General features: G+C 71.5%; 18 protein-coding genes and 4 pseudogenes. 10 read left to right on the top strand and 12 right to left on the bottom strand.

Annotation, left to right across the window (positions count from 1 at the left end):
• Nucleotides 1-99: 99 nt before the first annotated feature.
• Entirely contained in the window at nt 100-999 is a 900-nt protein-coding gene (locus tag AMK11_RS23405) for an MBL fold metallo-hydrolase (protein ID WP_241847053.1), read from the bottom strand.
• 320 nt (nt 1,000-1,319) lie between these two features.
• On the opposite strand from AMK11_RS23405, the gene AMK11_RS23400 reads away from it, so the two are divergent.
• The 3 genes from AMK11_RS23400 to AMK11_RS23390 all read left to right on the top strand — a co-directional run bounded on the left by AMK11_RS23400 (nt 1,320) and on the right by AMK11_RS23390 (nt 4,939).
• Nucleotides 1,320-2,735 carry a family 2B encapsulin nanocompartment shell protein gene (locus AMK11_RS23400; RefSeq protein ID WP_073729982.1) on the top strand — a complete coding sequence of 472 codons (1,416 nt, stop codon included), beginning with the start codon at nt 1,320-1,322 and terminating at the stop codon, nt 2,733-2,735.
• Nucleotides 2,736-2,812: 77 nt separating this feature from the next.
• Entirely contained in the window at nt 2,813-4,048 is a 1,236-nt protein-coding gene (locus AMK11_RS23395; RefSeq protein ID WP_073729981.1) for a family 2 encapsulin nanocompartment cargo protein terpene cyclase, read from the top strand.
• A gap of 15 nt (nt 4,049-4,063) precedes the next feature.
• The gene (locus AMK11_RS23390) at nt 4,064-4,939 is read left to right on the top strand and encodes a geranyl diphosphate 2-C-methyltransferase (RefSeq protein WP_073729980.1); all 876 of its coding nucleotides are present in this window, start codon (nt 4,064-4,066) and stop codon (nt 4,937-4,939) included.
• A 44-nt stretch (nt 4,940-4,983) separates the two neighbouring features.
• Here AMK11_RS23390 and AMK11_RS39135 read toward each other — a convergent pair whose 3' ends face one another.
• Complete coding sequence (locus AMK11_RS39135) at nt 4,984-5,280, bottom strand: SbtR family transcriptional regulator (protein WP_338012656.1); 297 nt, start codon at nt 5,278-5,280, stop codon at nt 4,984-4,986.
• Nucleotides 5,281-5,407: 127 nt separating this feature from the next.
• Nucleotides 5,408-5,629 (bottom strand): annotated as a pseudogene (locus AMK11_RS38675) (hypothetical protein); the annotation flags it as partial.
• Between AMK11_RS38675 and AMK11_RS23380 the strand changes: the two are divergent.
• Complete coding sequence (locus AMK11_RS23380) at nt 5,628-6,482, top strand: NmrA family NAD(P)-binding protein (RefSeq protein ID WP_073729979.1); 855 nt, start codon at nt 5,628-5,630, stop codon at nt 6,480-6,482. The pseudogene AMK11_RS38675 and the gene AMK11_RS23380 overlap by 2 nt on opposite strands.
• Nucleotides 6,483-6,516: 34 nt before the next feature.
• On the opposite strand, the gene AMK11_RS23375 is transcribed toward AMK11_RS23380, so the two are convergent.
• Nucleotides 6,517-7,539, bottom strand: a complete 1,023-nt coding sequence (locus AMK11_RS23375) for an Lrp/AsnC family transcriptional regulator (RefSeq protein WP_073729978.1) — start codon at nt 7,537-7,539, stop codon at nt 6,517-6,519.
• Nucleotides 7,540-7,647: 108 nt separating this feature from the next.
• Between AMK11_RS23375 and AMK11_RS23370 the strand changes: the two genes are divergently transcribed.
• Both AMK11_RS23370 and AMK11_RS23365 read left to right on the top strand, forming a co-directional pair.
• Nucleotides 7,648-9,066, top strand: coding sequence for an MFS transporter (locus AMK11_RS23370; protein ID WP_241847052.1), 1,419 nt, complete (start codon nt 7,648-7,650; stop codon nt 9,064-9,066).
• Nucleotides 9,063-10,316: an amidohydrolase gene (locus tag AMK11_RS23365; protein ID WP_073729976.1), complete on the top strand. Its 1,254-nt coding sequence runs from the start codon at nt 9,063-9,065 to the stop codon at nt 10,314-10,316. The genes AMK11_RS23370 and AMK11_RS23365 overlap by 4 nt, the downstream gene beginning before the upstream one ends.
• A gap of 25 nt (nt 10,317-10,341) precedes the next feature.
• Here AMK11_RS23365 and AMK11_RS23360 read toward each other — a convergent pair whose 3' ends face one another.
• From AMK11_RS23360 to AMK11_RS38665, 5 genes and pseudogenes are all read right to left on the bottom strand, one after another.
• Nucleotides 10,342-10,905 carry a DUF3291 domain-containing protein gene (locus tag AMK11_RS23360; protein WP_073729975.1) on the bottom strand — a complete coding sequence of 188 codons (564 nt, stop codon included), beginning with the start codon at nt 10,903-10,905 and terminating at the stop codon, nt 10,342-10,344.
• A gap of 385 nt (nt 10,906-11,290) precedes the next feature.
• Nucleotides 11,291-15,844: a caspase, EACC1-associated type gene (locus tag AMK11_RS23355; RefSeq protein WP_107429737.1), complete on the bottom strand. Its 4,554-nt coding sequence runs from the start codon at nt 15,842-15,844 to the stop codon at nt 11,291-11,293.
• Between the two features lie 2 nt (nt 15,845-15,846).
• Nucleotides 15,847-16,368, bottom strand: a complete 522-nt coding sequence (locus AMK11_RS23350) for an effector-associated constant component EACC1 (protein ID WP_073729973.1) — start codon at nt 16,366-16,368, stop codon at nt 15,847-15,849.
• A 65-nt stretch (nt 16,369-16,433) separates the two neighbouring features.
• A complete protein-coding gene (locus AMK11_RS38670; protein ID WP_241847051.1) occupies nt 16,434-16,595 on the bottom strand; it encodes a hypothetical protein in 162 nt (53 codons plus the stop codon).
• A 65-nt stretch (nt 16,596-16,660) separates the two neighbouring features.
• Nucleotides 16,661-16,813, bottom strand: a pseudogene (locus tag AMK11_RS38665) (GNAT family N-acetyltransferase); the annotation flags it as partial.
• Nucleotides 16,814-17,218: 405 nt separating this feature from the next.
• Here AMK11_RS38665 and AMK11_RS23340 point away from each other — a divergent pair.
• Nucleotides 17,219-17,758, top strand: coding sequence for a hypothetical protein (locus AMK11_RS23340; protein ID WP_073729972.1), 540 nt, complete (start codon nt 17,219-17,221; stop codon nt 17,756-17,758).
• A gap of 450 nt (nt 17,759-18,208) precedes the next feature.
• Nucleotides 18,209-18,744, top strand: a pseudogene (locus tag AMK11_RS23335) (hypothetical protein).
• Between the two features lie 255 nt (nt 18,745-18,999).
• On the opposite strand, the gene AMK11_RS23330 reads toward AMK11_RS23335, so the two are convergent.
• On the bottom strand, nt 19,000-19,359 hold the full coding sequence (locus AMK11_RS23330) for an ArsR/SmtB family transcription factor (RefSeq protein ID WP_073729971.1): 360 nt from the start codon (nt 19,357-19,359) through the stop codon (nt 19,000-19,002).
• An 84-nt stretch (nt 19,360-19,443) separates the two neighbouring features.
• Between AMK11_RS23330 and AMK11_RS23325 the strand changes: the two genes are divergently transcribed.
• Nucleotides 19,444-20,514: a cation diffusion facilitator family transporter gene (locus AMK11_RS23325; RefSeq protein ID WP_073729970.1), complete on the top strand. Its 1,071-nt coding sequence runs from the start codon at nt 19,444-19,446 to the stop codon at nt 20,512-20,514.
• Between the two features lie 161 nt (nt 20,515-20,675).
• On the opposite strand, the gene AMK11_RS23320 is transcribed toward AMK11_RS23325, so the two are convergent.
• A complete protein-coding gene (locus AMK11_RS23320; RefSeq protein WP_073729969.1) occupies nt 20,676-21,215 on the bottom strand; it encodes a GNAT family N-acetyltransferase in 540 nt (179 codons plus the stop codon).
• Between the two features lie 122 nt (nt 21,216-21,337).
• Here AMK11_RS23320 and AMK11_RS38660 point away from each other — a divergent pair.
• Nucleotides 21,338-21,574, top strand: a pseudogene (locus tag AMK11_RS38660) (sulfatase-like hydrolase/transferase); the annotation flags it as partial.
• Nucleotides 21,575-21,749: 175 nt separating this feature from the next.
• Here the strand turns inward: AMK11_RS38660 and AMK11_RS23310 are convergent.
• Nucleotides 21,750-22,073, bottom strand: coding sequence for a hypothetical protein (locus AMK11_RS23310; RefSeq protein ID WP_073729968.1), 324 nt, complete (start codon nt 22,071-22,073; stop codon nt 21,750-21,752).
• Nucleotides 22,074-22,278: the final 205 nt, after the last annotated feature.

Below are 22,278 nucleotides of genomic sequence, written 5' to 3'. Positions count from 1 at the left end.
GACAGACCCGGAGCGCCGCTCCGAGCCCCGGGTACCCCGGCAGCGGAGGGCAACCGGCCGACCGGGAGGCCGTTCGGCCGGCACAGGGCGCGGCGAAGGCTACGTCGCGCGGAACCTGCCCTGCTCGACCTCCGTGACCCGTCCCGTGCCGAGCAGCCGGTCCAGGTGCTGCACGGCGGTCCGTCGCTCGACCGGCTCCACGTGCGGGCCCTCGACGTGCGGGCGGTAGACCAGCCGGTGCTCGGCGATCTCCTCGACGGTCCGCGGCTCGTCCAGGAACGCCAAGAGGGCCGCGTCACGCTTCTCCACCACCCCCACGAAAGCGTCGAGCCGCCCGGAGAACTTTCCGGCGCCCTCGATCACGCCCTTCTGGTGAGCCGTGCCGTACCAGCGGACACCGATCTCCCGGCATCGGCGCATGGAAGCCTCGAAATCCGTGAGGCTGCTGCCCACGTCTCCGTAGTACGGGCCGAAAGAGGTCAGGTCGATGTCCGCCACGAAGAGGAAGCCGTCCGGCTCGATCAGGAAGCCGCTGTGGCCCGGAGTGTGGCCCGGGAGGTGGACGACGGTCACGGTGCGGCCGCCGAGGTCGAACACCGTGCCGTCCTCGAACCCCGCGGCGTCGGTACGATCCCGCACGTGGAAGCGGTCGCGCAGCATCGCGTGGGTACGCTCGGCGGCCTCCGGGGGGAGGCCGTAGCCGTCGACCATGACCTCGCGTGACCGCAGCGTGGCCAAGTCCTCTTCGTGGACGCGGACGGGCACGTCGTGGTCGGCGAGACCCGCGACGTGGTCCTCGTGCGCGTGGCTCACGAGGACCACGTCCGCAGCCGGCGCCGTGCCGACGAGTGAGAGCGACGGGTCGATGAGCAGTGTCTCGGCGGTCCCGCGCACGAGTACGGAGTTTGCGTAGGGGTAGGCGCCCAGTTCCGCGCCCACCAGCACGGTGACTCCGCCGTACTGCCTTTCCGTGTATGCCGTGGTGGCCAAGGCCGGCACTCCTTCCTCCGCCGCGTCGTCGCGGTGATCGGGTACAGGTAGAGAGTGTGCCCTGACCGACGGTGGCGTCCGGGGCGAGGTGCGGGATCAGCCGCGGGCAGGCGTTGACACGCGGCGGACCGATAAACCGCACTGAATCGAATGTCACTGCTTCGAGGTAAGCACCTCGTCTCCCTGCTGAATGCCGCCAGTTCAGCCGCTAGCTTCTGCGTGTGGACGGATTCCCGTGATCCTCCCGCTCGTTGCCCACTCCTCCCCGTCTCCCGGTCGGCGCACCCGTGTGCGCCGGACGACCCGTCGTCCAAGGAGAAATCCCGCCGATGTCCGTCGACAGCATCCCGGAAGCCCAGACCACCCCAGCCACGCCGCAGCAGTCCCTGAGTACCGCCGCCGCCCGCAATCTCGCCACCACCACCAAGTCCGCGCCGCAGATGCAGGAGATCACTTCCCGCTGGTTGCTGCGGATGCTGCCCTGGGTCGAGGCCGCGGGCGGTGCCTACCGGGTCAACCGGCGGTTGCGTCACACTCTCGGCGACGGACGCGTCGAATTCGTCCAGGAGGGCGCGACGGTCCGGGTGATCCCCCGGGAGCTCACCGAACTGGCCCTCCTGCGCGGCTTCGAGGACCCGGACGTCCTGAGCGCCCTCGCCGGCCGGTGCACGCAGCGCGACTTCGCGGCGGGCGAAGTCCTCGTCGAGCGCGGGAGCCCCGCAGACCGTATCCACCTGATCGCCCACGGCCGGGTGAGCCAGACCTCCGAGGGCAAGTACGGCGGAGGGATCGCCATCGCCGTACTCGCGGACGGCGACCACTTCGGTGAGAACGCGTTGACGGACTCCGACGCCCGCCACGACTGCACGGTCACCGCCGAGACGGCCGGTACCCTCCTCACCCTCACGCGAGCCGACTTCGCCGCCGTCCGGGATGCCGCGCCACAGCTCCGGGCACACGTCGACGGGTTCGGTGCCCGCACCCGGCAGCGGCAGAACAAGCACGGTGAAGCCGAGATCGCGATGTCGGCCGGGCACGTCGGCGAGCCCGACCTGCCGGGCACCTTCGTCGACTACGAACTGAAGCCGCGCGAGTACGAGCTCTCCGTCGCGCAGACCGTTCTGCGCGTGCACACCCGGGTCGCCGACCTCTACAACGGCCCGATGAACCAGAGCGAGGAACAACTCAGGCTCACCGTCGAGGCCTTGCGGGAGCGTCAGGAACACGAACTGATCAACAACCGTGAGTTCGGGCTGCTGCACAACGCCGACTTCAAGCAAGTTATCCAGCCCCGCAGCGGCCCCCCGACCCCGGACGACATGGACGACCTGCTCTGCCGCCGTCGCGGCACCAAACTGTTCCTCGCCCACCCCAGGACGATCGCCGCCATCGGGCGCGGCTTCAACGCCTGCGGTCTCTACCCCGACCACGTCGAGCTCGGCGGTCAGTCCGTCCCGGCCTGGCGCGGGGTCCCCATCCTGCCCTGCAACAAGATCCCGATCAGCAAGGAACAGACCAGCTCCATCATCGCGATGCGCACGGGCGAGAAGAACCAGGGCGTCGTCGGCCTGCGGCAGACGGAACTGCCCGACGAGTACGAACCGGGTCTCTCCGTACGGTTCATGGGCATCAACGAACAGGCGATCATCTCCTATCTCGTCAGCACCTACTACTCCGCCGCGGTGCTCCTGCCCGACGCCCTCGGCGTGATGGAGAACGTGCAGATCGCCTCCGGGCCGCGCTGAGGCGATGCGCAGCATGCCCCGGCCCGACCGCCGCACGCACCACGGAGTGCCCACCCCACCGCAGCAAGGAGCCGCCGATGCCCGACCCTGACTTCCTGGCGGCGCTGCATCCGCCGGTCACGCTCCCCGAGCCGACACCACCACCACCGCCGCCGACGGACGCTCCCGCCGCACCCGACACGCCGCACGCGACCGCGACCACGGCCGCCGCGGACTCCGCTCTCCAGCGCGTCCTGCGCGGACCGACCGGACCGGGCACGACCTCACTCGCCTTGCCCGGCGGGCAGCGATCCGTACCGGAGCCGGCGGCCCCGCCCCCCGCACCGTCCGCCGAGGGCCGTGCCGTCCCCGGCCTCTACCACCACCCCGTCCCGGAGCCCGACCCGGCGCGCGTCGAGGAGGTGAGCCGCCGGATCAAGTGCTGGGCCGAGGACGAGGTCCAGCTATATCCCGAGGAATGGGAAGGGCAGTTCGACGGCTTCTCCGTCGGACGCTACATGGTCGGCTGCCACCCCGACGCACCGACGATCGACCACCTGATGCTCGCGACGCGGCTGATGGTCGCGGAGAACGCGGTGGACGACTGCTACTGCGAGGACCACGGCGGGTCACCCGTCGGTCTCGGCGGGCGTCTCCTCCTCGCGCACACCGCGATCGACCACTTCCACACCACCGCGGAGTACACGCCGCCGTGGCAGGAGTCGCTCGCGGCGGACGCCCCGCGCCGGGCCTACCACAGCGCGATGAAGTACTTCGTCGAGGCGGCCACACCCTCCCAGTCCGACCGCTACCGGCACGACATGGCCCGGCTTCACATGGGCTACCTCGCCGAGGCCGCCTGGGCTCAGACCGGTGACGTACCGGAGGTGTGGGAGTACCTGGCGATGCGCCAGTTCAACAACTTCCGGCCCTGCCCCACGATCACCGACACCGTCGGCGGCTACGAACTGCCCGCGGATCTGCACGCCCGGCCGGACATGCAACGGGTCATCGCCCTCGCCGGCAACGCGACCACCATCGTCAACGACCTCTACTCGTACACCAAGGAACTCGACAGCCCGGGCCTCCACCTCAACCTGCCCGTGGTGATCGCGGAACGCGAGCAGCTCTCCGAGCGCGACGCCTACCTGAAGGCCGTCGAGGTCCACAACGAACTCCAGCACGCCTTCGAGGCCGCCGCGGCCGACCTCGCCGCGGCCTGCCCCCTGCCCACCGTGCTGCGTTTCCTCAGGGGCGTCGCCGCGTGGGTCGACGGCAACCACGACTGGCACCGCACCAACACCTACCGCTACAGCCTGCCTGACTTCTGGTAAGAAACGGATACCTCTGTGACGACTGAAACGACCTCCACCGCCACCGCGAAGATCCCGGCCCCGGCGACGCCCTACCAGGGGGACATCGCCCGCTACTGGAACAACGAGGCCAGGCCGGTCAACCTGCGCCTGGGGGACGTGGACGGGCTCTACCACCACCACTACGGCATCGGCGCCGTGGACCACGCCGCGCTCGGCGACCCGGCGCACAGCGAGTACGAGAAGAAGCTCATCGCGGAGCTGCACCGGCTGGAGTCGGCACAGGCGGACTTCCTCATGGACCACCTCGGCTCCGTCGGCCCCGAGGACACCCTCGTCGACGCCGGCTGCGGTCGCGGCGGCTCCATGGTCATGGCACACCACCGCTTCGGCTGCCGGGTCGAGGGCGTCACCCTGTCCGCCGCCCAGGCCGACTTCGGCAACGGGCGCGCGCGAGAACTGCGCATCGAGGACCACGTCCGCTCCCGCGTGTGCAACATGCTCGACACGCCCTTCGAGAAGGGCAGCGTCACGGCCTCGTGGAACAACGAGTCGACCATGTACGTCGACCTGCACGACCTGTTCGCCGAGCACTCACGCTTCCTGAAGGTGGGCGGCCGGTACGTGACGATCACCGGCTGCTGGAACCCGCGCTACGGCCAGCCGTCGAAGTGGGTCTCCCAGATCAACGCCCACTTCGAGTGCAACATCCACTCCCGCCGCGAGTACCTGCGTGCCATGGCCGACAACCGCCTCGTGCCGCACACCATCGTCGACCTCACGCCGGACACGCTGCCCTACTGGGAACTGCGGGCCACGTCCTCGCTGGTCACCGGCATCGAGGAGGCGTTCATCGAGTCGTACCGCGACGGCTCCTTCCAGTACGTCCTGATCGCGGCGGACCGCGTGTAGGTCCCGCGGGCGGCGCGACCCCGCCCCACGGGGCGACGGCGCGGTCAGCGTCCGTCTGACGCGGACCGGCGCGGGCGGATCCCGTCCAGGAGGTAGGCGGTGCGGCGGTCGTAATCGTCCCGATGCGGCCGCTCGCCGTGCTTGAGGGCGAGGGCATTGTCGAGGACCAGGGCGTGAAGGTCGCCCGCCGTGAACTCCGGCCGCAGCGCACCGGCGGCCCGCGCCGCCGCGACGATTTCGTCGTTGGCCTCGCTCCCGGCCCGGCAGCAGAACGTCGTTGACCGCGGGCTGGCGGTACTGGAGGTCGCGGAGCGCGGTGAGGTAGTACGCGATCCGCTCACCGACGTCGCCGATGGACCGAGTGCGGTCGATGACGGCGAACAGCTCCGTCGCGACGACCTCTTCGATGACGGCCTCGATGAGGCCGATCCGACCGCCGAACCGGTTGAAGATCGTGGCTTTGCTCACCCCTGCCGCCTTGGCGACCTCCTCCAGCGGCACGGTCAGGCCCCGCCCCTGGAAGGCGCCGATCGCGGCGGAGCGGATCTGCTGGGAATTGCGCCTGGCGTCGGCGCGCAGGCCGGATCCCGAAGGCACCGCACCGGCCAAGACCCTCACCGTCGTCAACTTATGATGCGGCCGCCACCAGGGCGAATCCGGTGTGGGCACACAGGAAGAGGCCACGAACATGATCGTTGTCACCGGTGCCACCGGGGGTCTGAACGGGACCACTGTCGAACACCTCCTCACACGCGTACCCGCCGACCGGATCGGCGTCAGCGTCCGCGACGTCGCCAAGGCGAAGCACTTCGCCGACCGCGGTATACGTGTGCGGCAGGGCTCCTACGACGACCCGGCCGCGCTGCGCGATTCCTTCGCCGGTGCCGAACAGGTGCTTCTGGTGTCCGGCAACGACCCGGCGGCCGACTTGGTCGGCCTGCACCGAAACGCGGTCGAGGCCGCCGTCGCGGCCGGCGTCCAGCGGATCCTCTACACGAGCCAGCTGGCCGCCGTCCCCGGCAATCCGTACCTGCCGTCGGAGATGCACATCGCCACGGAGGCGATCCTCGCCGAGTCGGGAGTCGCCTGGACCGCACTGCGCAACGGCGCCTACGGCACCCTGGACCAGGTGCTCGGCCCGTGGCAGCGGACCGGACGGATCGCCCAACCGGAAGACGGTCCCGTCCCGTACACCGACCGTGCCGACGTGGCCGAGGCCATCGCAGTCATACTCGCCGGTGACCGCTCCTTCGAAGGCCCGGTCAACCTCACCGCGCCCACCGCCGTCACCCTGGAAGACTTGGCCAAGATCGCCTCTGACCTCACCGGCCGCACCATCGAACGCGTCGTCCTGGACGACGAACAGTGGGTCGCCGACCAGATCTCGATCGGCGTCCCGGAGCAGATGGCCCGGTTCATGCTCACCTGGTACCAGGCCGGCCGCGCCGGCCACTTCGCCGAAGCCGACCCCCTGCTGGCCGAACTCCTCGGCCGCGAGCCCCGCAGCGTCGCTGACCGGCTCGCAGCCGGCATCACTGCCTGAAGGGCGTCGTTACGACGGTGCGGCGCCCCAGGTGCTACCAGGACCGCACCGGACGGGTGCCGACGCGCCGGCCCGCTCTGTCCAGCAGGTGCCCCATGCGTTTGACGGTTCGGGCGCCGATGATCCGATCGGTGATCTCCAGAGTGCCCAGGCGCGCGGACATGGCCGTCTCGTGCTGCTGCACGGAGCCGATGCCGGGCAGCCAATAGGTGGCCAGGACCGTGGAACTGCCGGTGACGGCGGCGACCAGCCGGCAACCGTGCAGGGTGGCCAGCGTGCGGTGCAGGGTGTTGACGTCCCTGATCGGCGCCCGGCCCCGGAAGGTCACGGCCACCGGGAGCCCGGTGAGTTCGGGTGCCACGTCGCAGCGGAAGGCCACCGTTCCGGAACGCGTGAGTCTGCCGAGCCGTCTCCGGACGGTCGCGGCGCTGACGTCCAGGCGCTGCGCCAGAGTGGCCAGTCCGAGGCGTCCGTCGTGAGCCAGGGCGTCGAGCAGCGCGCGGTCGACCTCGCCGAGAGCGGACGTGGGCGCCTCGGCGTCCGGAACACCGCCGCGCCGGCGGCCCAGGGCGGAGAGCTGTGCGGGGTCCAGGGAACCGAGCCGCCACCGGCTGCCCTCCGCGTACAGCGACGTGGCGAACAGGCACTCCACCGACGTCACTTCGGGCAGGGCTGCCAGGTGTTCGTCGACGAACCGGTGCACGTCGGCCGGGTCCGCGGCCAGCACGTCCAACAGCAGGTCGGCGCTGCCCGGAGCGGTCAGCTCGACGGTCGCCGCCTGATTCAGCTCGGCGATCCGGGCGGCCAGTGACTCCCGCGCGGCGGGCCGGCATCCCACGAGGACGAATGCGGTGCAGCGGGAGTGGGAGTAGGCGGGGCCGGGGACGGCGGACAGCCACGCCAGCCCCTGCTCCGTCAGCCGCTCCCAACGGCGGGCCAGGGTCACGGCCGTCACTCCCAGGGAAGGCGCTATCTCGGTCCACGCGGCACGCGGCCGAATCTGGAGCGCGTGCACCAGGGCGAGGTCGAGCTCGGTGACGCTGGCTGATTCCTTCATCGCAGCCGGCCTTCCCGCACGATTCTTGCGAAGTCGGCGAACGCTTCCGGTGGAGCTCGCACTGTAGTCACCACTTCGTTCTTCAACCAAGGGGAAGAGGGTGACACGGTGACGCCTGCTGTCAGCCGGGGCCGCGGTCTGCTCGCGGTCATGGCGGTGATCGTGGTCTGCAGCGGAGTCGTCCAGGGGTATCTGACGCCGCTGCTGCCGGCGGTGGGACACCACGTCGGCATCGGCGGGGTGGGCCAGAGCAACCTCTACCTGCTCTCGCAACTCGCCTTCGCGGTGCTGACTCCGCTGTTGTCCCGCTGGGGTGACATCTGGGGCCATCGGCGCCTGCTGCGGATCGCGGTCGCCATGGTGGCGGCCGGTTCCCTGCTGATCGCCTCGCGGCCGACGACCACGACGCTCGCGCTGGGCATGGTGCTCCAGGGCGCCGTCGTCGGCTTCTTTCCCCTGCTCGCCGGAATCCTGCGATCCCGTGCTCCGGAACACGGTCGTACGGGGATGTCGGTGCTCGTCGGCGCGCTGCTGCTGTCCATCGGGGCCGGCGGATTCGTCGCCGGGTCGCTGAGCGAGGAGCACGCCCTCGCAGGCCTGTGGACCGCGGTGCCCTTCGGCTGCCTGGCCCTCATGGCCGCGCTCGCGCTGCCCAGCAGCACGGCACCGCGCGCGGGCCGCTTCAACGTGCCGGCCGCCATCCTGCTGACCCTGGGCCTCGCCGCACTGATCCTGCTGCTCACCGAAGGCGGCTCCTGGGGATGGGACTCGGCGTCCTCCGTGGCCACCGCGGCGGTCGCGGCGGCCCTCCTCGCCCTGTGGGTGAGGGTGGAACACCGGTCGGACCATCCGTTGGTGGACCTCGGACTGCTGCGCAATCCGCGGCTGACGATCGTGAGTGCGCACACCTTCTGCGCCGCGTTCGGCGCCATCGGATTCCTCGGGGCCAACGCCGTCTTCCTGGGTGCCGATCCGGCCGGGGACGGCTACGGGATGGGGCTGGGGCCACGGGCCATCTCGCTGGTGTCCTTGGCGATGGTCGTCGTCGGTTTCGGCGGATCCACGGCGTCGCCGAGGCTGGCCCGGCGCATCGGTGACCGGGCCACCATGGTCGTCACCGGCGGTCTCGGCGCGCTGGGCTTCCTGTCGTTGATGCTGTTCCACGGCTCCCTCCCGCAGTACCTCGTCGGGGCGCTGCTGGTCGGGGTGGCGACGGGCATGTTCGAAGCGGTCACCCGGACCCTGTCGGTGGAGGTCGTCGAGGAGACCGAGACGGCCCTGTCCGTCGGCATCAACGAACTGGCGCTCTCCCTGGGAGCGGCGATCGGCGCGGCGGTGATCAGCGCGCTCTTCGCCGGCCACCCACGACCCGACGGCGGCATCGGGCAGGCGGGTTACCTGTGGGCGTGGGGGGCCTGCGCCGCCGTGGCGCTGGGCGGGGCACTGCTCGGCCTGCTCTACCGCGAGGTCCGGCCGTCGCCGGCCACGGACAAGCCCCGTATCACGCACAGCAAGGAGGCGACATGACAGACCACCGGTACGAGCACCTGCGGGAAGCCGCCCTCGACGGCGTCACGGACGCCGTAAGCTCCCGGAGCGGGCCATTGGTCGGGCTCAGCCACAGCCTGCACGCGGAGCCCGAGACCGCGCTCGAGGAGCACCGGTCGGCCGCCAAGATCGCCCTCCTGCTGGAGGACGCCGGCTTCGGGGTGACCAGGGGAGTGGCCGGACTGCCGACCGCCCTCGTCGCCACCCACGGCTCGGGCGACCTGGTGATCGCCCTGTGCGCCGAGTACGACGCCCTGCCAGGCATCGGGCACGCCTGCGGGCACAACGTCAACGGCGCGGCGGCCGTGGGCGCGGCCCTCGCCCTGGCGGCCGTCGCGGACACCGTCGGCATCACCGTGAAGCTCGTGGGCACACCGGCCGAGGAGGACATCGGCGGCAAGGTGCCGCTGCTGGGGGCGGGCGTGTTCGACGACGCGGCCGCGGCGATGATGGTGCACGCGGCGCCGGAGGACTCGGTCGGGGCCTCGTCCCTCGCCGTCGGGGCGTGGGACGTCACCTTCCGCGGCAGGCCCGCGCACGCCGCCCTCGCCCCGTGGGAAGGGGTGAACGCGCTCGACGCCGTCACCCTGGCGCACACGGCTGTCGGCATGCTGCGCCAGCAGTTGCCGCCGGGCACCCTGGTCCACGACGTCGTGCACGAGGCGGGCGACGCGGTCAACGTCATTCCGGAGCGCGCGCGGGCACGCTACGAGGTGCGCGCCCGCAGCACGGAGGCACTGGCCGCGGCTCGCCGGCGGGTCCGGGCCTGCCTGGAGGCGGGCGCCCTGGCCACCGGAGCGGAACTGGACGTCGTGCAGCGCGGCCATGACTTCGCCGATCTCCGGCAGGACCCGTTCCTGACCTCCGCCTACCTCCGGGCCGCACGCGCCCTGGGCCGCGACCCGGTGCCCCGCCACGGCGAGCTGATGGCCTCCACCGACATGGGTAACGTCTCCCACGCCGTACCGTCGCTTCACCCGTGCATCGGCTACGACACCGGCGGCGCACTCCAGCACACCGCCGGCTTCACCCGCCACGGGACCAGTACGGGCGCCGACCGGGCCGTCCTGGACGGTGCGACCGCCCTGGCACACGTCGCGGTGGAGCTGGCCACCGACACCCGGCAGCGCGCGGACTTCCTCCGCCGCGTCGAACTGCGTCGGACCGCCGTCGAGCCGGCCCGCGCCGACCCGCGCCGAACACCGGAGGGCGGCGAGCCCCGGCTCTGAGACCGGTCATGGTCGCATCCCGCGGTCACCGTCTTCCGGTCTTCCGTTCCGTTCCGCACCGCCGACGGCCGGTGGCCGGAGTTCCGTCCGGGGCGAACGAGTCGTGAAAGGTGAAGGCGTGCGGCGCGGACCCGTGGTCGTGGAGGTGCTCCAGCCTGGAAACCCCGTCCTGCCAGGTGGGTAGCACGCCGTCGGAGACCCACCAGAACACGTAGTTCGGGTGCCCCGTCCTCTCGAACCAGTCGTATCGCCTGTTCAGGGCCGCACGGTGCGGACCGGTGTAGACGGCGTCGAAGGCGGGGCCCAGGTCGGTCCAGAGGGAGAGGGACGTGGCCAGAGCGGTGGTCTCCGGCGTGCGGCCCTTGTCGTACCAGGCCGGCACGACGAACTCTCCCCAGGCACCCCAGTCCGCATCGAACAGCGCGCCCCGGTCGCCGTCTGCCAGTTCGGCACGTGCGAGGTATCCGGAGTGCCGGCTCATCCTCCGGTAAACGGCCTCACCGATGTCGTAGAACTCGTGCGTGAGAGGTGCGGGATCGGCGAGGGGCGACTTCAGGACGCCGAATGTGTACAGAGCGAGTTGGGCCATGCGGTCTCTCCCTGGTCGGGGTGTCGGGTGCGGACCCGGTCCGGTGACTCGCGCACGGGGGCGAGGGCCGGTCCTTGGGGCGTGACCTGCTCAGCCCGACGCGGGTGGCTCGGCTCAGCCCGAAGGAATTCCCGTGCGGCCGTGGGCGATCGCCGAGGACCCGGGAGAAGGTAGCCGCCTCCGCGGGCCATGTCGAAGTTGCGCATTCCCTGCCCAAGTGCCCTCTCGCACAGGCCCTGGCGGGGCGACGCCAGGCGTGCCGGGCACCTGTGCCGTTCCGGTGCCGTCGCGGTCACCGGCGACCGGGTCGGCGGCACACGTCAGAGCTGAGCGCCCGATGCTCGCGTTCCCGCCCGGGACCGCGCTCAACTCGGCCGGACGATGGTCATTCCCCTTCGGCGCAGGAGTCGCGGTGCTCCAGGTGCGGGAACAACGCCTCCCAGCGGTCCTCGGACAGACCGACGGGTTGTGTGCGGCACATGACCTCGTAGAGGCGGTCGGTGTCGTAGTCGAGGATGTATGTGTTCCGCTCGTCGGACAGACCTGGCCCGTCGGTTCCGGTGGTGACGGCCAGCCAGCTGCCGCCCGAGGGCAGCCGGACGGACTCCGCGGCCTCCAGGGTGGCGAACTCCGGGGTCACCCAGCGGCCGTCACGGCCCAGGAACCAGATGCGGTACGGGCTGCCGGTGATGACGTGACGGCCGTCGGCGGTGACGGTGAGGGACGTGATGGCGTGGTCAAGGCGTACCGTCTCGGGCTTCTTCCTCGGCTCGCCGGGATCGGACACGTCCCAGAACTCGACCGTGCCGTCGGCGACCGCGGTCGCGAGTTCGTCCTTCCCGGAGGGGAAGTAGCTCTCGGGAGCGGCAGGGATCCGCTTCCCCTCGACCGGACGCGCCGGCTCGGAGAGGTCGTACAGCCGGATCGTGTCGCCGCTCTCCTCGGTGACGAGCAGCCGCGACGCACCGTCGTACATCGCGCCCCGGCGCAGCGCCGCGTCCTCGATCACCCCGCCCCTGCGCGGACGGCCGGGGTCGGAGACGTCCCAGAAACGCAGGTGCCGCTCGTTCTCGACGGTCACGACGGTGTGCGGCCCCGCGAACCACAGGCTCCCCGTGTCGAAGAGACTGCCCTTGGCCTGCGCGGGGATGTCCGCCCGGCGCACCGGCTCAGCGGGGTCACTGATGTCCCACAGGGCGATGGCCCGCTCCTCCCTCGAACCCACGGCCAGCAAGCCGCCGTCGGGGCTGACGGTGATGTGGGAGACGTCGGCGGTGTAGCGGATGCTCGCGCTCCGCAGCGGCGGGCCCGTGGCACCGAACCGCCAGAGCTGGAGGGTGTGGTCCAGCCCTTCGGCCCAGTGGTGGGCCAGCAGGACCGGGTCGCCGTCCCGGCCGGTCAGGAACCAGTTCGCCTCCCAGTCCTTCGGGAGGGTGTACCGCGGTTTCGGCGAACCGTTGTCGCCGATGGTCCAGATCCGGGTGGTCGTGGAGTAGTCGGGCCCGGCCTCCTTGGTGATGAGCAGCCTGCCGTCGTCGCTGATGGGCCCCGTGCCCGCCACCTCCTGCACGGGCAGGGACCCGGGGAGCGCGGGCGCCCACGCCCGTTCGCCCCACAGCCGGATCTCGCCCCCCACCTCACCGGCGGCCAGATAGCGGCTGTCGGGACTGTAGGTGACCGACTGGACCGGCTGCCCCGCGGACAGCACACCGAGTTCCGGCCTGATCCGGGCCAGCTCGGCCGTCTCGGCCGTCGCGTCGAGCCGCCGTACGCCGGTGTCGCGGTCCGCCGCCGCCAGGAACCTGCCGTCCGGGCTGAACGCGAGCTGCGGCATGCCGTTGTAACCGCCCCAGCCGCCCGAGCCGTCCTCGGCGGTCACCCGCCGCAGTTCCCGCCCGTCCACCACCTCCCACCAGACTGCCGTCCCGCCACCGCCGTTCGCGACGACCAGGTCGCGATGCGGATGGGCCGCGACGGACATGACCGAGGGGGCCTGGCCGGTGTCCCGCAGGACGGGCCGGCCGGGGTCGGCCAGGTCCCACAGCCGCACCTCGGCGGGGTTCCCGTCCGCGCCCGGACCGTTGCCGTTGCCGGTGATCAGGTGCTGTCCGTCGCGGGTGAACGCCAGGGAGATCAGCTCCGCGTCCGCCACCGTACGCCGCGCGCGCAGCAGCGGGCGCGCCGGGTCGGAGACGTCCCACAACCGCAGGCGGCCCTTGTCGCCGCCGGACGCAAGGGTCCGGCCGTCCTCGCTGAACGCCACAGTGAACGTCGTCCTGCTCCCCTCGACCGGCACCCGCGCCAGCCGCTCGGGCCGTTCGGGGTCCGCGGTGTTCCACAGGGTCAGTTCCGTACCCGTCTGCGCGGCCAGCAGCGGCTCGCGAGGATGGTGGGCGAGGACGGGCCGGCCCTTCACCCGGAACCAGCCCCCCTCGGCCGGCTGCTTGGGATCGGACAGGTCCCACAGCTGCACCCGGCCGTCCCGGTGGCTCGCGGCCAGCGCCTTTCCGTCCGGACGGTAGGCGAGGCTGAGGACGGGCTCGCGGTGGGGCTCGGCGGGGGTGAGGTGGACGGGGGTGAGGGTGACAGCCGCCGCGTACAGGCTGGAACGGGTCTCCGGGGTCTCGGCCGTGCGGTACGCGGCCAGGCTGAGGCGCAGCGCCGTCCCCGGGTCGTGGTCGCGGATGAGGTCGGCGCGGCCTGCCAGCTCGCGGGCGATCAGGGCTCGCTCCCGGTTCGCCGCCTGTCCGTTCTCGTGGAAGGCCCAGCCCGCCAGGGAGGCCGCCACCAGGGTCAGCACCGACAGCACGGATACCCACGCCCGGACGGCCCGTCGCCGGTGCCGCTCGGCGGCGTCGCTCGCGGCGACGAAGTCGCGGACCACCTGCCGTACGGGCGCCGCCCCGGCGGTCCGGCCGGCGGCCGGCTCACGTGCCTCCCGCAGGTCGAAGCCCCGCCACAGGCCGCTGGGCCCGCGTCCGCCCTCGTCCCAGCCCTCCGCCGCGGCCGTCAGCCGCCGCAGCCGCAGCAGCTCGCCCCGGACCTCCTCGATCCAGCCGGTCAGCCGTTCCCAGGCGTGCAACAGCGAGTCGTGCCCGAGCTGCGCCCCGCCGTCCTCGTCCACCACGACGAGATGGGCGTCGGCGAGGAGCCGCAGCAAGTCCTGCGCGTCGGCCAGTTCCTCGCGCGGCACCCTGCGGCGCACCAGCCGGCCCTCTCCGTCGGCGACCTGCACCATGGCGAGCATCAGGGTGCGCAGCCGCTGCCGGCCCTCCTCGTCGAGGCCGTCGTGGATCCGGTCGGCGGCGCGGGCGACCGCGTCGCGGATGCCGCCCGCCTGCTGGTACGCGGCGTAGGTGAGCGTCGTGCCGCGCCGCCGGAGCCAGATCTCCTGGAGGACGTACGCCAGATACGGCAGGGCCGCCGCGTCGCCGGTGCGTCCGCCGCGCCTCTCCTCGTTCACCTCGCGCATCAGGATGCGCGGGACGCCCGCCTCCCACTCCAGTCCGGCATAGCGGGCGGGCTCGACGACGGCAGACTCGATCTCGTCGTCGTTCATGGCGGGCACGACGAAGTGATCGCGTTCCGCGAACGGTGCGAGATACGGGTCGCCGAGAACGTCGCCGTGGTAGTCGGCGCGCAACGCCAGTACGACGCGCGGGCCGTCGGCCGCGGCCAGCGCGGCGGCGAACCGGCCGCGCTCGGCCTCGTCCGCGCCGTGCGTGAAGTACTGCTCCAGCTGGTCGACGACCAGGACCCCGGGCACCGGCCCGCCGCGTGTCCCGGGATCCTCCCGGGTGAAACGACCCCGTTCCAGATCGCGTACGACCTCGGCGACCGGGCGGCCCACTGCCTGCGCCCACGCCTCGGCGAGCCGCCGGAGCGGTCGCGCTCCGGGTGCGGGCACCAGGCAGACCGGCCCCAGTCCCGCACGGTGCGCCGACACGCTCAGCCCGGCGCGCAGCAGCGACGACTTGCCGACGCCGGAGTTGCCGATGAGTACCAGTGGTTCGCCCGGCCTGCTCCCGGCGATCCTGGCCAGCAGCCGCTCCGTCAACGCCTCGCGGCCGAAGAAGAGGTGGTGCTGCTCGGGCAGGTACGGGCGCAGGCCCGGATACGGGCACACGGCGTCCGAGTCGTTGTCGGGCACTGGCGGGACGTCCGGGGCAGGACGCGCGGGATAACGGCGGTTGGTGGTGAATACCAGCTCGGCCATGCGGGCGGTGCCACCGCCGTAGGGCCGGGCCGCCTCGCCCTGGAGCCGCTGGTCGAGCGTGCGGTAGATCCCACCGAGCGTCAGCAGCCGGGGGGCACCCGCGTCGCCCTCCCGCAGCAGCTTCAGCAGACGGCCTGTGAACAAGGTGTACTCGGCGCCCTCGGCGGCGTAGGCGAGGGAGTTGCGCTGGGCCGAACCGAGCAGGTAGCTCCCCTGGGGACGGGACGCGCCGAACGGGTCCTGGGCGGGGGCCCGGCCGGGTTCCCGGGCGTTCCCGGCGAAACAGCAGTCGAGGATCAGCACAGGATCCGCGGCGGCGTCGCCGAGATAGCGCTCGATCTCCGCGTAGGGCACCGCGTGAGCGGTGTCCGTGAGGGACTTCGTCGCGGCCGTCGCGAGATACAGCCGACCGCCGGGCGCGCGCAGACCGTGGCCGACGAAGCAGAAGACGACGATGCCGCTCTCGGGCCGCTCCTCGGTGGGCGCCGCCCGGTCCGCGGCCTCCGCCAGCGCCTCCAGCACCTCGCTGGGTGACGCGGGGTCCGTCAGGACCCGGACCCGTTCACCCATGCCGCAGTGGGTGCGCAGCGTCTCGGCCAGCGCCCGCGCCGAGGGCACGGCCGCGGGCAGATCGTGCAGCCGGTCCCCCGGGTGGCGGCCCGTGCCGACCACCACCGCGTGACAGCCGGGGCCGGTCAGATCCGGCCCTCTCCCTAACGGCATGGTCAGTGCGCCCCCTCGGTCCGGCGCGTGCCGTCTCCGTCCGGCCGGCGGGAACCGTACCCGTCGGCCTGCCCAGTGCCGTCACCGGCGGACAGTTCCCGCTCGCCCGTGTCCGGCGCGGACGGCCCTCGCCCGGCATCCTGAGCCGATGGCTCCCGCAGAGCCTCCGCCACCCGCTGGGCCAGCTCGCCGGTGCCCTCGGCGGTCAGCGGCCGGACCTTCTCGGAGGTGACCACCAGCTGGGTGCCGTCCGGCCGGCTGATGGTGACGGTCACATTGCTCCGCCGGTTCTGCAGCCAGACGACGAGAGCGGCGCCGGCCGCCGCGGTGGGCCCGCCGGGGGCGAGCAGCAGGGCCAGCAGCTCGCTCCACGCACCGCCCATCGCTCCCGAGGGCGCGCTGTCCACGAGGTCGCGGCGCACGAGTCCCCGCAGCTCGGGGTCCTGGCGCAGCCAGTCGTACAAGTCGTCCGTGGCGCCCATGTGATCCCCGGTCTCCGCCTGTACGCCGAGTGTGAAACGCACCTCCCGCTCCTCTCCCGGCACGCCGACGCCGCGCCGAACAACTGTCCCTGTGTTCCCAACTACCCTTACCCGCCCGACAGTTCCTCGCAATCGCAAGGCGGTGGCGTCCGTCCTCGTACGGTCGGGCGGGCAGGGACGTCGAAGACGACCTCGCGGCCGTCCTCCTCGTCCCACTGCTCTCCGACCTCGACGAAGCCGAAGCCCGAGATCGTGGCCAGGGACGCCACGTTGCCGGGCTGATCGTCGCCCGCACAGTGGTGACCGCGGGCTCGGCCGCGGCCCGGCGGAGCAACTCGGTCAGCGAGGACCGGGCGTATCCCTGGCGACGGAAGCCGGGAGCGACGGAATAGCCGATCTCGACCGTGCCGGCCGCGTCAGGTGGTCCGTGGAACCCGGCATGTCCGACGACGAGACCCTGGTCACCGACGACCGCGTACCGCACCATCCACCGGGCCTCGCCGGGATCGGCGGCCATCTGGTCGAGCCGGAACCGCCACAGCCACCGTGCGCTGCCGGTCACGAAGCACTCGGGCAGCGAACCCCGGCCAGTCGGCCGGCTTCGGACAGGTCACCATCGAGCAGAGCGGACATCGCCCCGCCGGACAGCTCGACAAAACGCACACACTTCGGGCTCCGCCTGCGCGGTCCCCGGCCATCGGCTTCATCCGTCACCCGCGGATGTTCGCCGACCCGCACCGAGGGAGTCCAACGATTTGTCGCGGCTCACCGGCCAGTGAGCGACCGTCAGGCCCGCGTCCGCATCCGCCCCGTGGTGAGTGATGCGGTGCCAACCGACGCGGTGCGGAAACTTTAGTTTACGTAGACCGCTTCCGTAAACTAAAGTTGCAGCATGACGGCCTTCGAGATCACTCCGGAAGAGCAGGCAGGGCTGGATGCGGCCCTGTACGACGCCTTGAACCCCCTGGCTTCCGCCATCCGTTCCCGGGAGACCGGGGCGTCCGTCGACCGTATGTGGGACGCGAGTCCGGTCGAAGTGGCGCTGTCCGTCCTCGCCGCCTGGAAGGTGATGGATGGCGAGGTCAAGCGGCTCACGGCGCGGGCGGCGGCGACCGCCGGCTCCTACGGCGCGAGCTATGAACAACTGGGAGCCGTCTGGGGCATCACCCGGCAGGGCGCCCGCAAGAAATGGCCCGACGCCGTCAGCCGCCCAGCATCCGCGCCGGCGGGCAAGAGCACACTTGCCCTGTTCGGAGGGGCTGCTGAGGTGGTGCAGTCGCCTTCCGGCGGCTGGGGCTGGACTGGCCGAGGCGCTGATGGGGCATCCGGTGCGTCCGCCGATGGGGCCCCGTACGCGACCGCCGAGGAAGCCGCCGCCCACGCGGGCGCTTTCCTCAAAGAACACGCCCTCGGCATCGGTGATCAGCCCTAGAGATTCTCGCGCGGTCGCCTGCGGGCCCGGACGAGGGTGGCGGCGAGGCGGACCTCGCCAACGGTCTCCTCCAGCCAGGTCGGCGGCTGAGCAGCAGTTCGGTCCGTGCCGGTCGAGTTACGTGTGTTGAGTCGAAGGCGAGCGCCGCCTGACGACCGCCGACCATTGACGGCCGTCGGTGAAGACAAGGGGCGGTACGAGGGCGACCACCACCGAGGTGGTCACGGTGGAGGCGGTGTGCCGGACCACGGCGCCGAGAGCGGGGCCGGCAGGGCGGATGCGCCACGACACGGGAAGGCGCTCGGAATGCTTGGCCCCGTCACGGTCTCGGGGTACGCCCTTGTCCAAGATCGCCCCACGTTCGGGGCTTCGCCGGACACCCGGCCTGGCGACCGTCTACTGTGCGCTGAAGCAGTGTCACCCACCGCGGTCACGCGAGGAGTAACTTCTGTGCCATCGTCCTGTGACCCCGAGCACGCTCCCGTCGGTGACGTGGACGCGGCGCTCATGATGATCGACTCGCGGCTCAAACAGATCCGCGACGGCAGGACCGAGACCGCCCCCGACCAGCAGGCGATGATCAATCAGTACATCGCGACCCTGGGTCCTCGGGGAGTGGAGGAATTGCTGGACGGCGCATGCACGCTCATCTACATGTTCACGCAGTGGCTGAGGGCGGCCTGCACGAAGCACGACGAGGACGTCATCGAGCACGTGGTGCCCAACCTCGTGGCCACGATGCGCATGATGCCCAGACCTTCCGCCCCGAAATCATCCCCACCATGTCCGGACTGGTGGTCGCCGCAGGCACCGGCCTGAGTCCGAACCTGTGGCGCAAGCAGTACGGGGAGTGGACCGAGCCGGAACTGACTGGCCTCGAAGCCACCGCCTTCCTGCTCGCGGAGCACATCAACCGCATCACTGATGACCCCGACTTCGCCACCCGCATGGTCGCCGACGCACTGTCCCGTGCAGACGCGGACTGATCAGCCGCGCCCCTTCGATCACTGTCCGTGGCAGCGCACGGCGCGCACCGAGACGACGGCACGTCGTGCCACTTGGCCGATACGGACCAGTCGCTCGGCTGCGGCGGCCACTGCGACGGTCATCAGTGAGGGCCACCGCCGAGGCCGCCCCGTACGCCCTGAGCGCGGCGGTTCCGAGACCGCCTCGGTCATGGATGTCCCGCCGTTGCCCCCGCAGCAGTGTTGTGTCGGCTGGAAGGCGCCAGGCGCTGTAGGTCAGTCGTGCGCGGGTCGGTTGGTGAGGTGGTGGTCGGCGAGCTTCAGTGCTTCGTCCACGACGCGGCGCAGGTGTCCGTCGGCCAGGGTGTAGACGACGCGGCGTCCTTCCTTGCGGGTGGTGACCAGGCCGCTCAGGCGCAGACGTGCCAGGTGCTGGCTGACGGCGGGGCGCTGGGCGCCGCACGCCTCGGTCAGTGTGGTGACGTCCGCTTCCTGCTGGGCGAGGGCGTGCAGCAGGGTCAGACGGGTGCGGTCGCCGAGGAGGGCGAGGATCTCGGCTGCGAGGGCGAACTGTTCCTCACGCGGGTTGTGCGGGTGCGCATCATGCGCAGTTGATAGGTGCGTGCGTGCGCTCATACGCACATAATGGAGGGCGTGCCGCTCCCGTGTCCAACGGGGCGCGGCTTCGCCCTGCCCGCGCACCCGCACGAGGAGGACCCCGTGAGCCACGACCACGGCCACCATGACGGGCATCACTCTCACGCCCCGCACGGCCACGCGCACGGTGGGGGAGACGGGCGGCTCGCTCGGCTGCGGCATCGGGCCGGGCATCTGCTGGTGCCGCACTCCCACGAGTCGGCCGACAAGCTGGACGCGGCGCTGGAGTCGTCGGCGCGCGGGCTGCGCGCGCTGTGGACATCCCTGGCGGTTCTGGGCGTCACCGCTGTCGCGCAGGCGGTGATCGTGGTGATCTCCGGCTCGGTCGCACTGCTGGGCGACACCGTGCACAACGCCGCCGACGCGCTGACCGCCGTCCCGCTGGGCATCGCCTTCCTCCTGGGCCGACGTGCCGCCACCCGGCGCTTCACCTACGGCTACGGCCGCGCCGAGGATCTGGCGGGCATCGTCATCGTGGCCACCATCGCAGCCTCCGCCGTCTTCGCCGCCTGGACGGCGATCGACCGGCTGATCGACCCGCGCGAGATGCAGCACCTGTGGGCGGTCGCGGCGGCGGCCGTGGTCGGGTTCGCCGGGAACGAGTGGGTGGCCCGCTACCGCATCAGGGTCGGCCGCGAGATCGGGTCGGCCGCGCTGGTAGCCGACGGCCTGCACGCCCGTACCGACGGCTACACCTCCCTGGCCGTCCTCCTCGGCGCCGGCGGCGCCGGTCTGGGCTGGCAGCTCGCCGACCCCGTGGTCGGACTGCTGATCACCGCGGCGATCCTGATGGTCCTGCGCGACGCGGCCCGCGAGGTCTTCCGCCGCGTGCTGGACGCCGTCGATCCCGCCCTCGTCGACGCCGCCGAGACCGCACTGCGCCAGGTGCCCGGCGTACGAGAGGTCGGCGGGCTGCGGCTGCGCTGGATCGGCCACCGCCTGCGTGCCGAGGCGGACATCGTCATCGACGGCCACCTCAGCGTCCGGGCCGGACACCACATCGCGGTCGAGGCCGAGCACGCACTGTTGCACGCCGTCCCGAAACTGACCGCCGCAGTCATCCACACCGACGTCGAGCCCGACACCAGCGAGGGCGACCCGCACCACCTCCTGGCCCACCACACCGCTGCCTGACACCCACGGCCAACCCCACCGTCCCGAACCGCAAGGAGCGGGGGAAGCCTTGCGTCGGCTCGGCACTCTCGGGTGGGTCGCGACCGAAGCCACAGAAGGCATCTGCCGGGGAGGGCGCCCGCTCCCCGCCGCAGCCTGGCCGAGCGACCGGGCCGAGAGCGTCAGCCCCTCACACCGGACGCGATCCGGTACAGCACGTTCGGCCGCAGTGGCCCTTCGGGCGCGGTGGGGTCGTCGAAATCGTCAGCAGGGTCGCGGGTCATGCCGATCCGGCGCATCACTGCCTGGGAGCGGAGGTTGGTAGCAGTCGTCACTGCAAGGATCTCGGGGAGTTCGAGCGTTTCGAAACCGAAGGCCAGGCCGGCCAAGGCGGCCTCGGTGGCGTAGCCCTGGCCCCAGGCCGAGCGAGCGAGCCTCCAACCGATCTCGACCCCCGTGAACGGCATGCCGTCATCCACCTGGTCCAAGCCCGCGAAGCCGATGAACTCGCCCGTGGCCTGCAGTTGAACCGCCCACCATCCGTAGCCCCGCCGGTCGAACTCGGCCTGGAACAGCGCCACGGAGGCATCGCTCTGCTCACGGGTGAGCAGGTCGCCCAAGTGCTCCCGGACCTCGGGATCAGCGTTCATCGCCGCCCACGGTTCAAGGTCGGAGTCTTGCCATCGACGGAGCACAAGGCGATCGGTGCGCAGTTCAGCCATGCTGCCCAGCCAACGTGAGCGCCGCCCCCGAGGCAATCCAATTTCGCCGGGGACTGCCACCGCCGCTCAACGAAGGTGCTCGGCGTCGCAGAACTCGACAAGCTGACCCAGGACGGCACCCCAGCCTCCTGACCGGACAGGCCCCCTCCCCGGCACGAGCTGCTCGCCAACCACGAACGCAACGCCGGCTACCTTGAGGACCTGGCCGAGGACCAGTTCACACCTTCTCCCACGCCCTGCGGAAGAACGGCTGCAACGGCCTCATCGGCAAGTGGCACGCCGGCACTTGGCGCTCGGCCGCCGACTGCGGCTTCGACGGCCCGGAACTGCCCGGCCGGCACAACCCGTTGGACCACCCGGCACCTTCGTCTACTCGGAGCCTCCTGGGCCTTTGACTGCGTCGGCCTGAGCGACCCCGAGATGCCCACCCCGGTGGCAGGGTCACGCCCGGCTGATGGGCGCGCGCGATCGTGAAGTCGATCGACGCGGTTCAGTCGACGTCGCGGCCCGCGCACACAATGAAGCGTCTGCTGGTCAGAGAGGATCGGTGAACGAGACCGGCTTGCCGGTGGCGTGGGCGTATGCGATCTCTCTGCTCGTGGACTCACCGATGTACCCGCCAGGGTTGACGACCAGAACCCGGTCAGCCAGGTCGATCTTGCGCAGGTGGAGGGCGTCCAGCGCGGTCTTCTGCTCGGAGGTGATCAACTCGTCCCCTTCGCGATCCTCGGCAGGCAGGAAGACACCTGGCGCCACGACGATGACACCTGCGAAGGTGAGATCGCGGTTCGCCGCGCTCATCTCGTTCACGAATCGGGTGGAGCCGCAGATGCAGACGATCTCAGGTCGGTCGGGCACGGCTCAGTCCTTCGGGTCGAGCGGGAAGCCGCCGGTGTGCGAGCAGCCATCACAGACGGGCCGTACGAGCCGACAGTTTACGCAGCGCGATGGACACCACGCGGCTCTGCGGAGCACCCCCACAGGGCCTGCCGGTCCGGCACCCGCGGCCTGCCTGCCCCGGACCTTCTTCGGACCCGGCTTCGGCAGCAACGGCTCGGTCGGC

Origin of the sequence: Streptomyces sp. CB02414 (assembly GCF_001905385.1) — a bacterium.
Lineage (GTDB): Bacteria > Actinomycetota > Actinomycetes > Streptomycetales > Streptomycetaceae > Streptomyces.
This window is presented reverse-complemented; position numbering and strand designations above follow the sequence as displayed.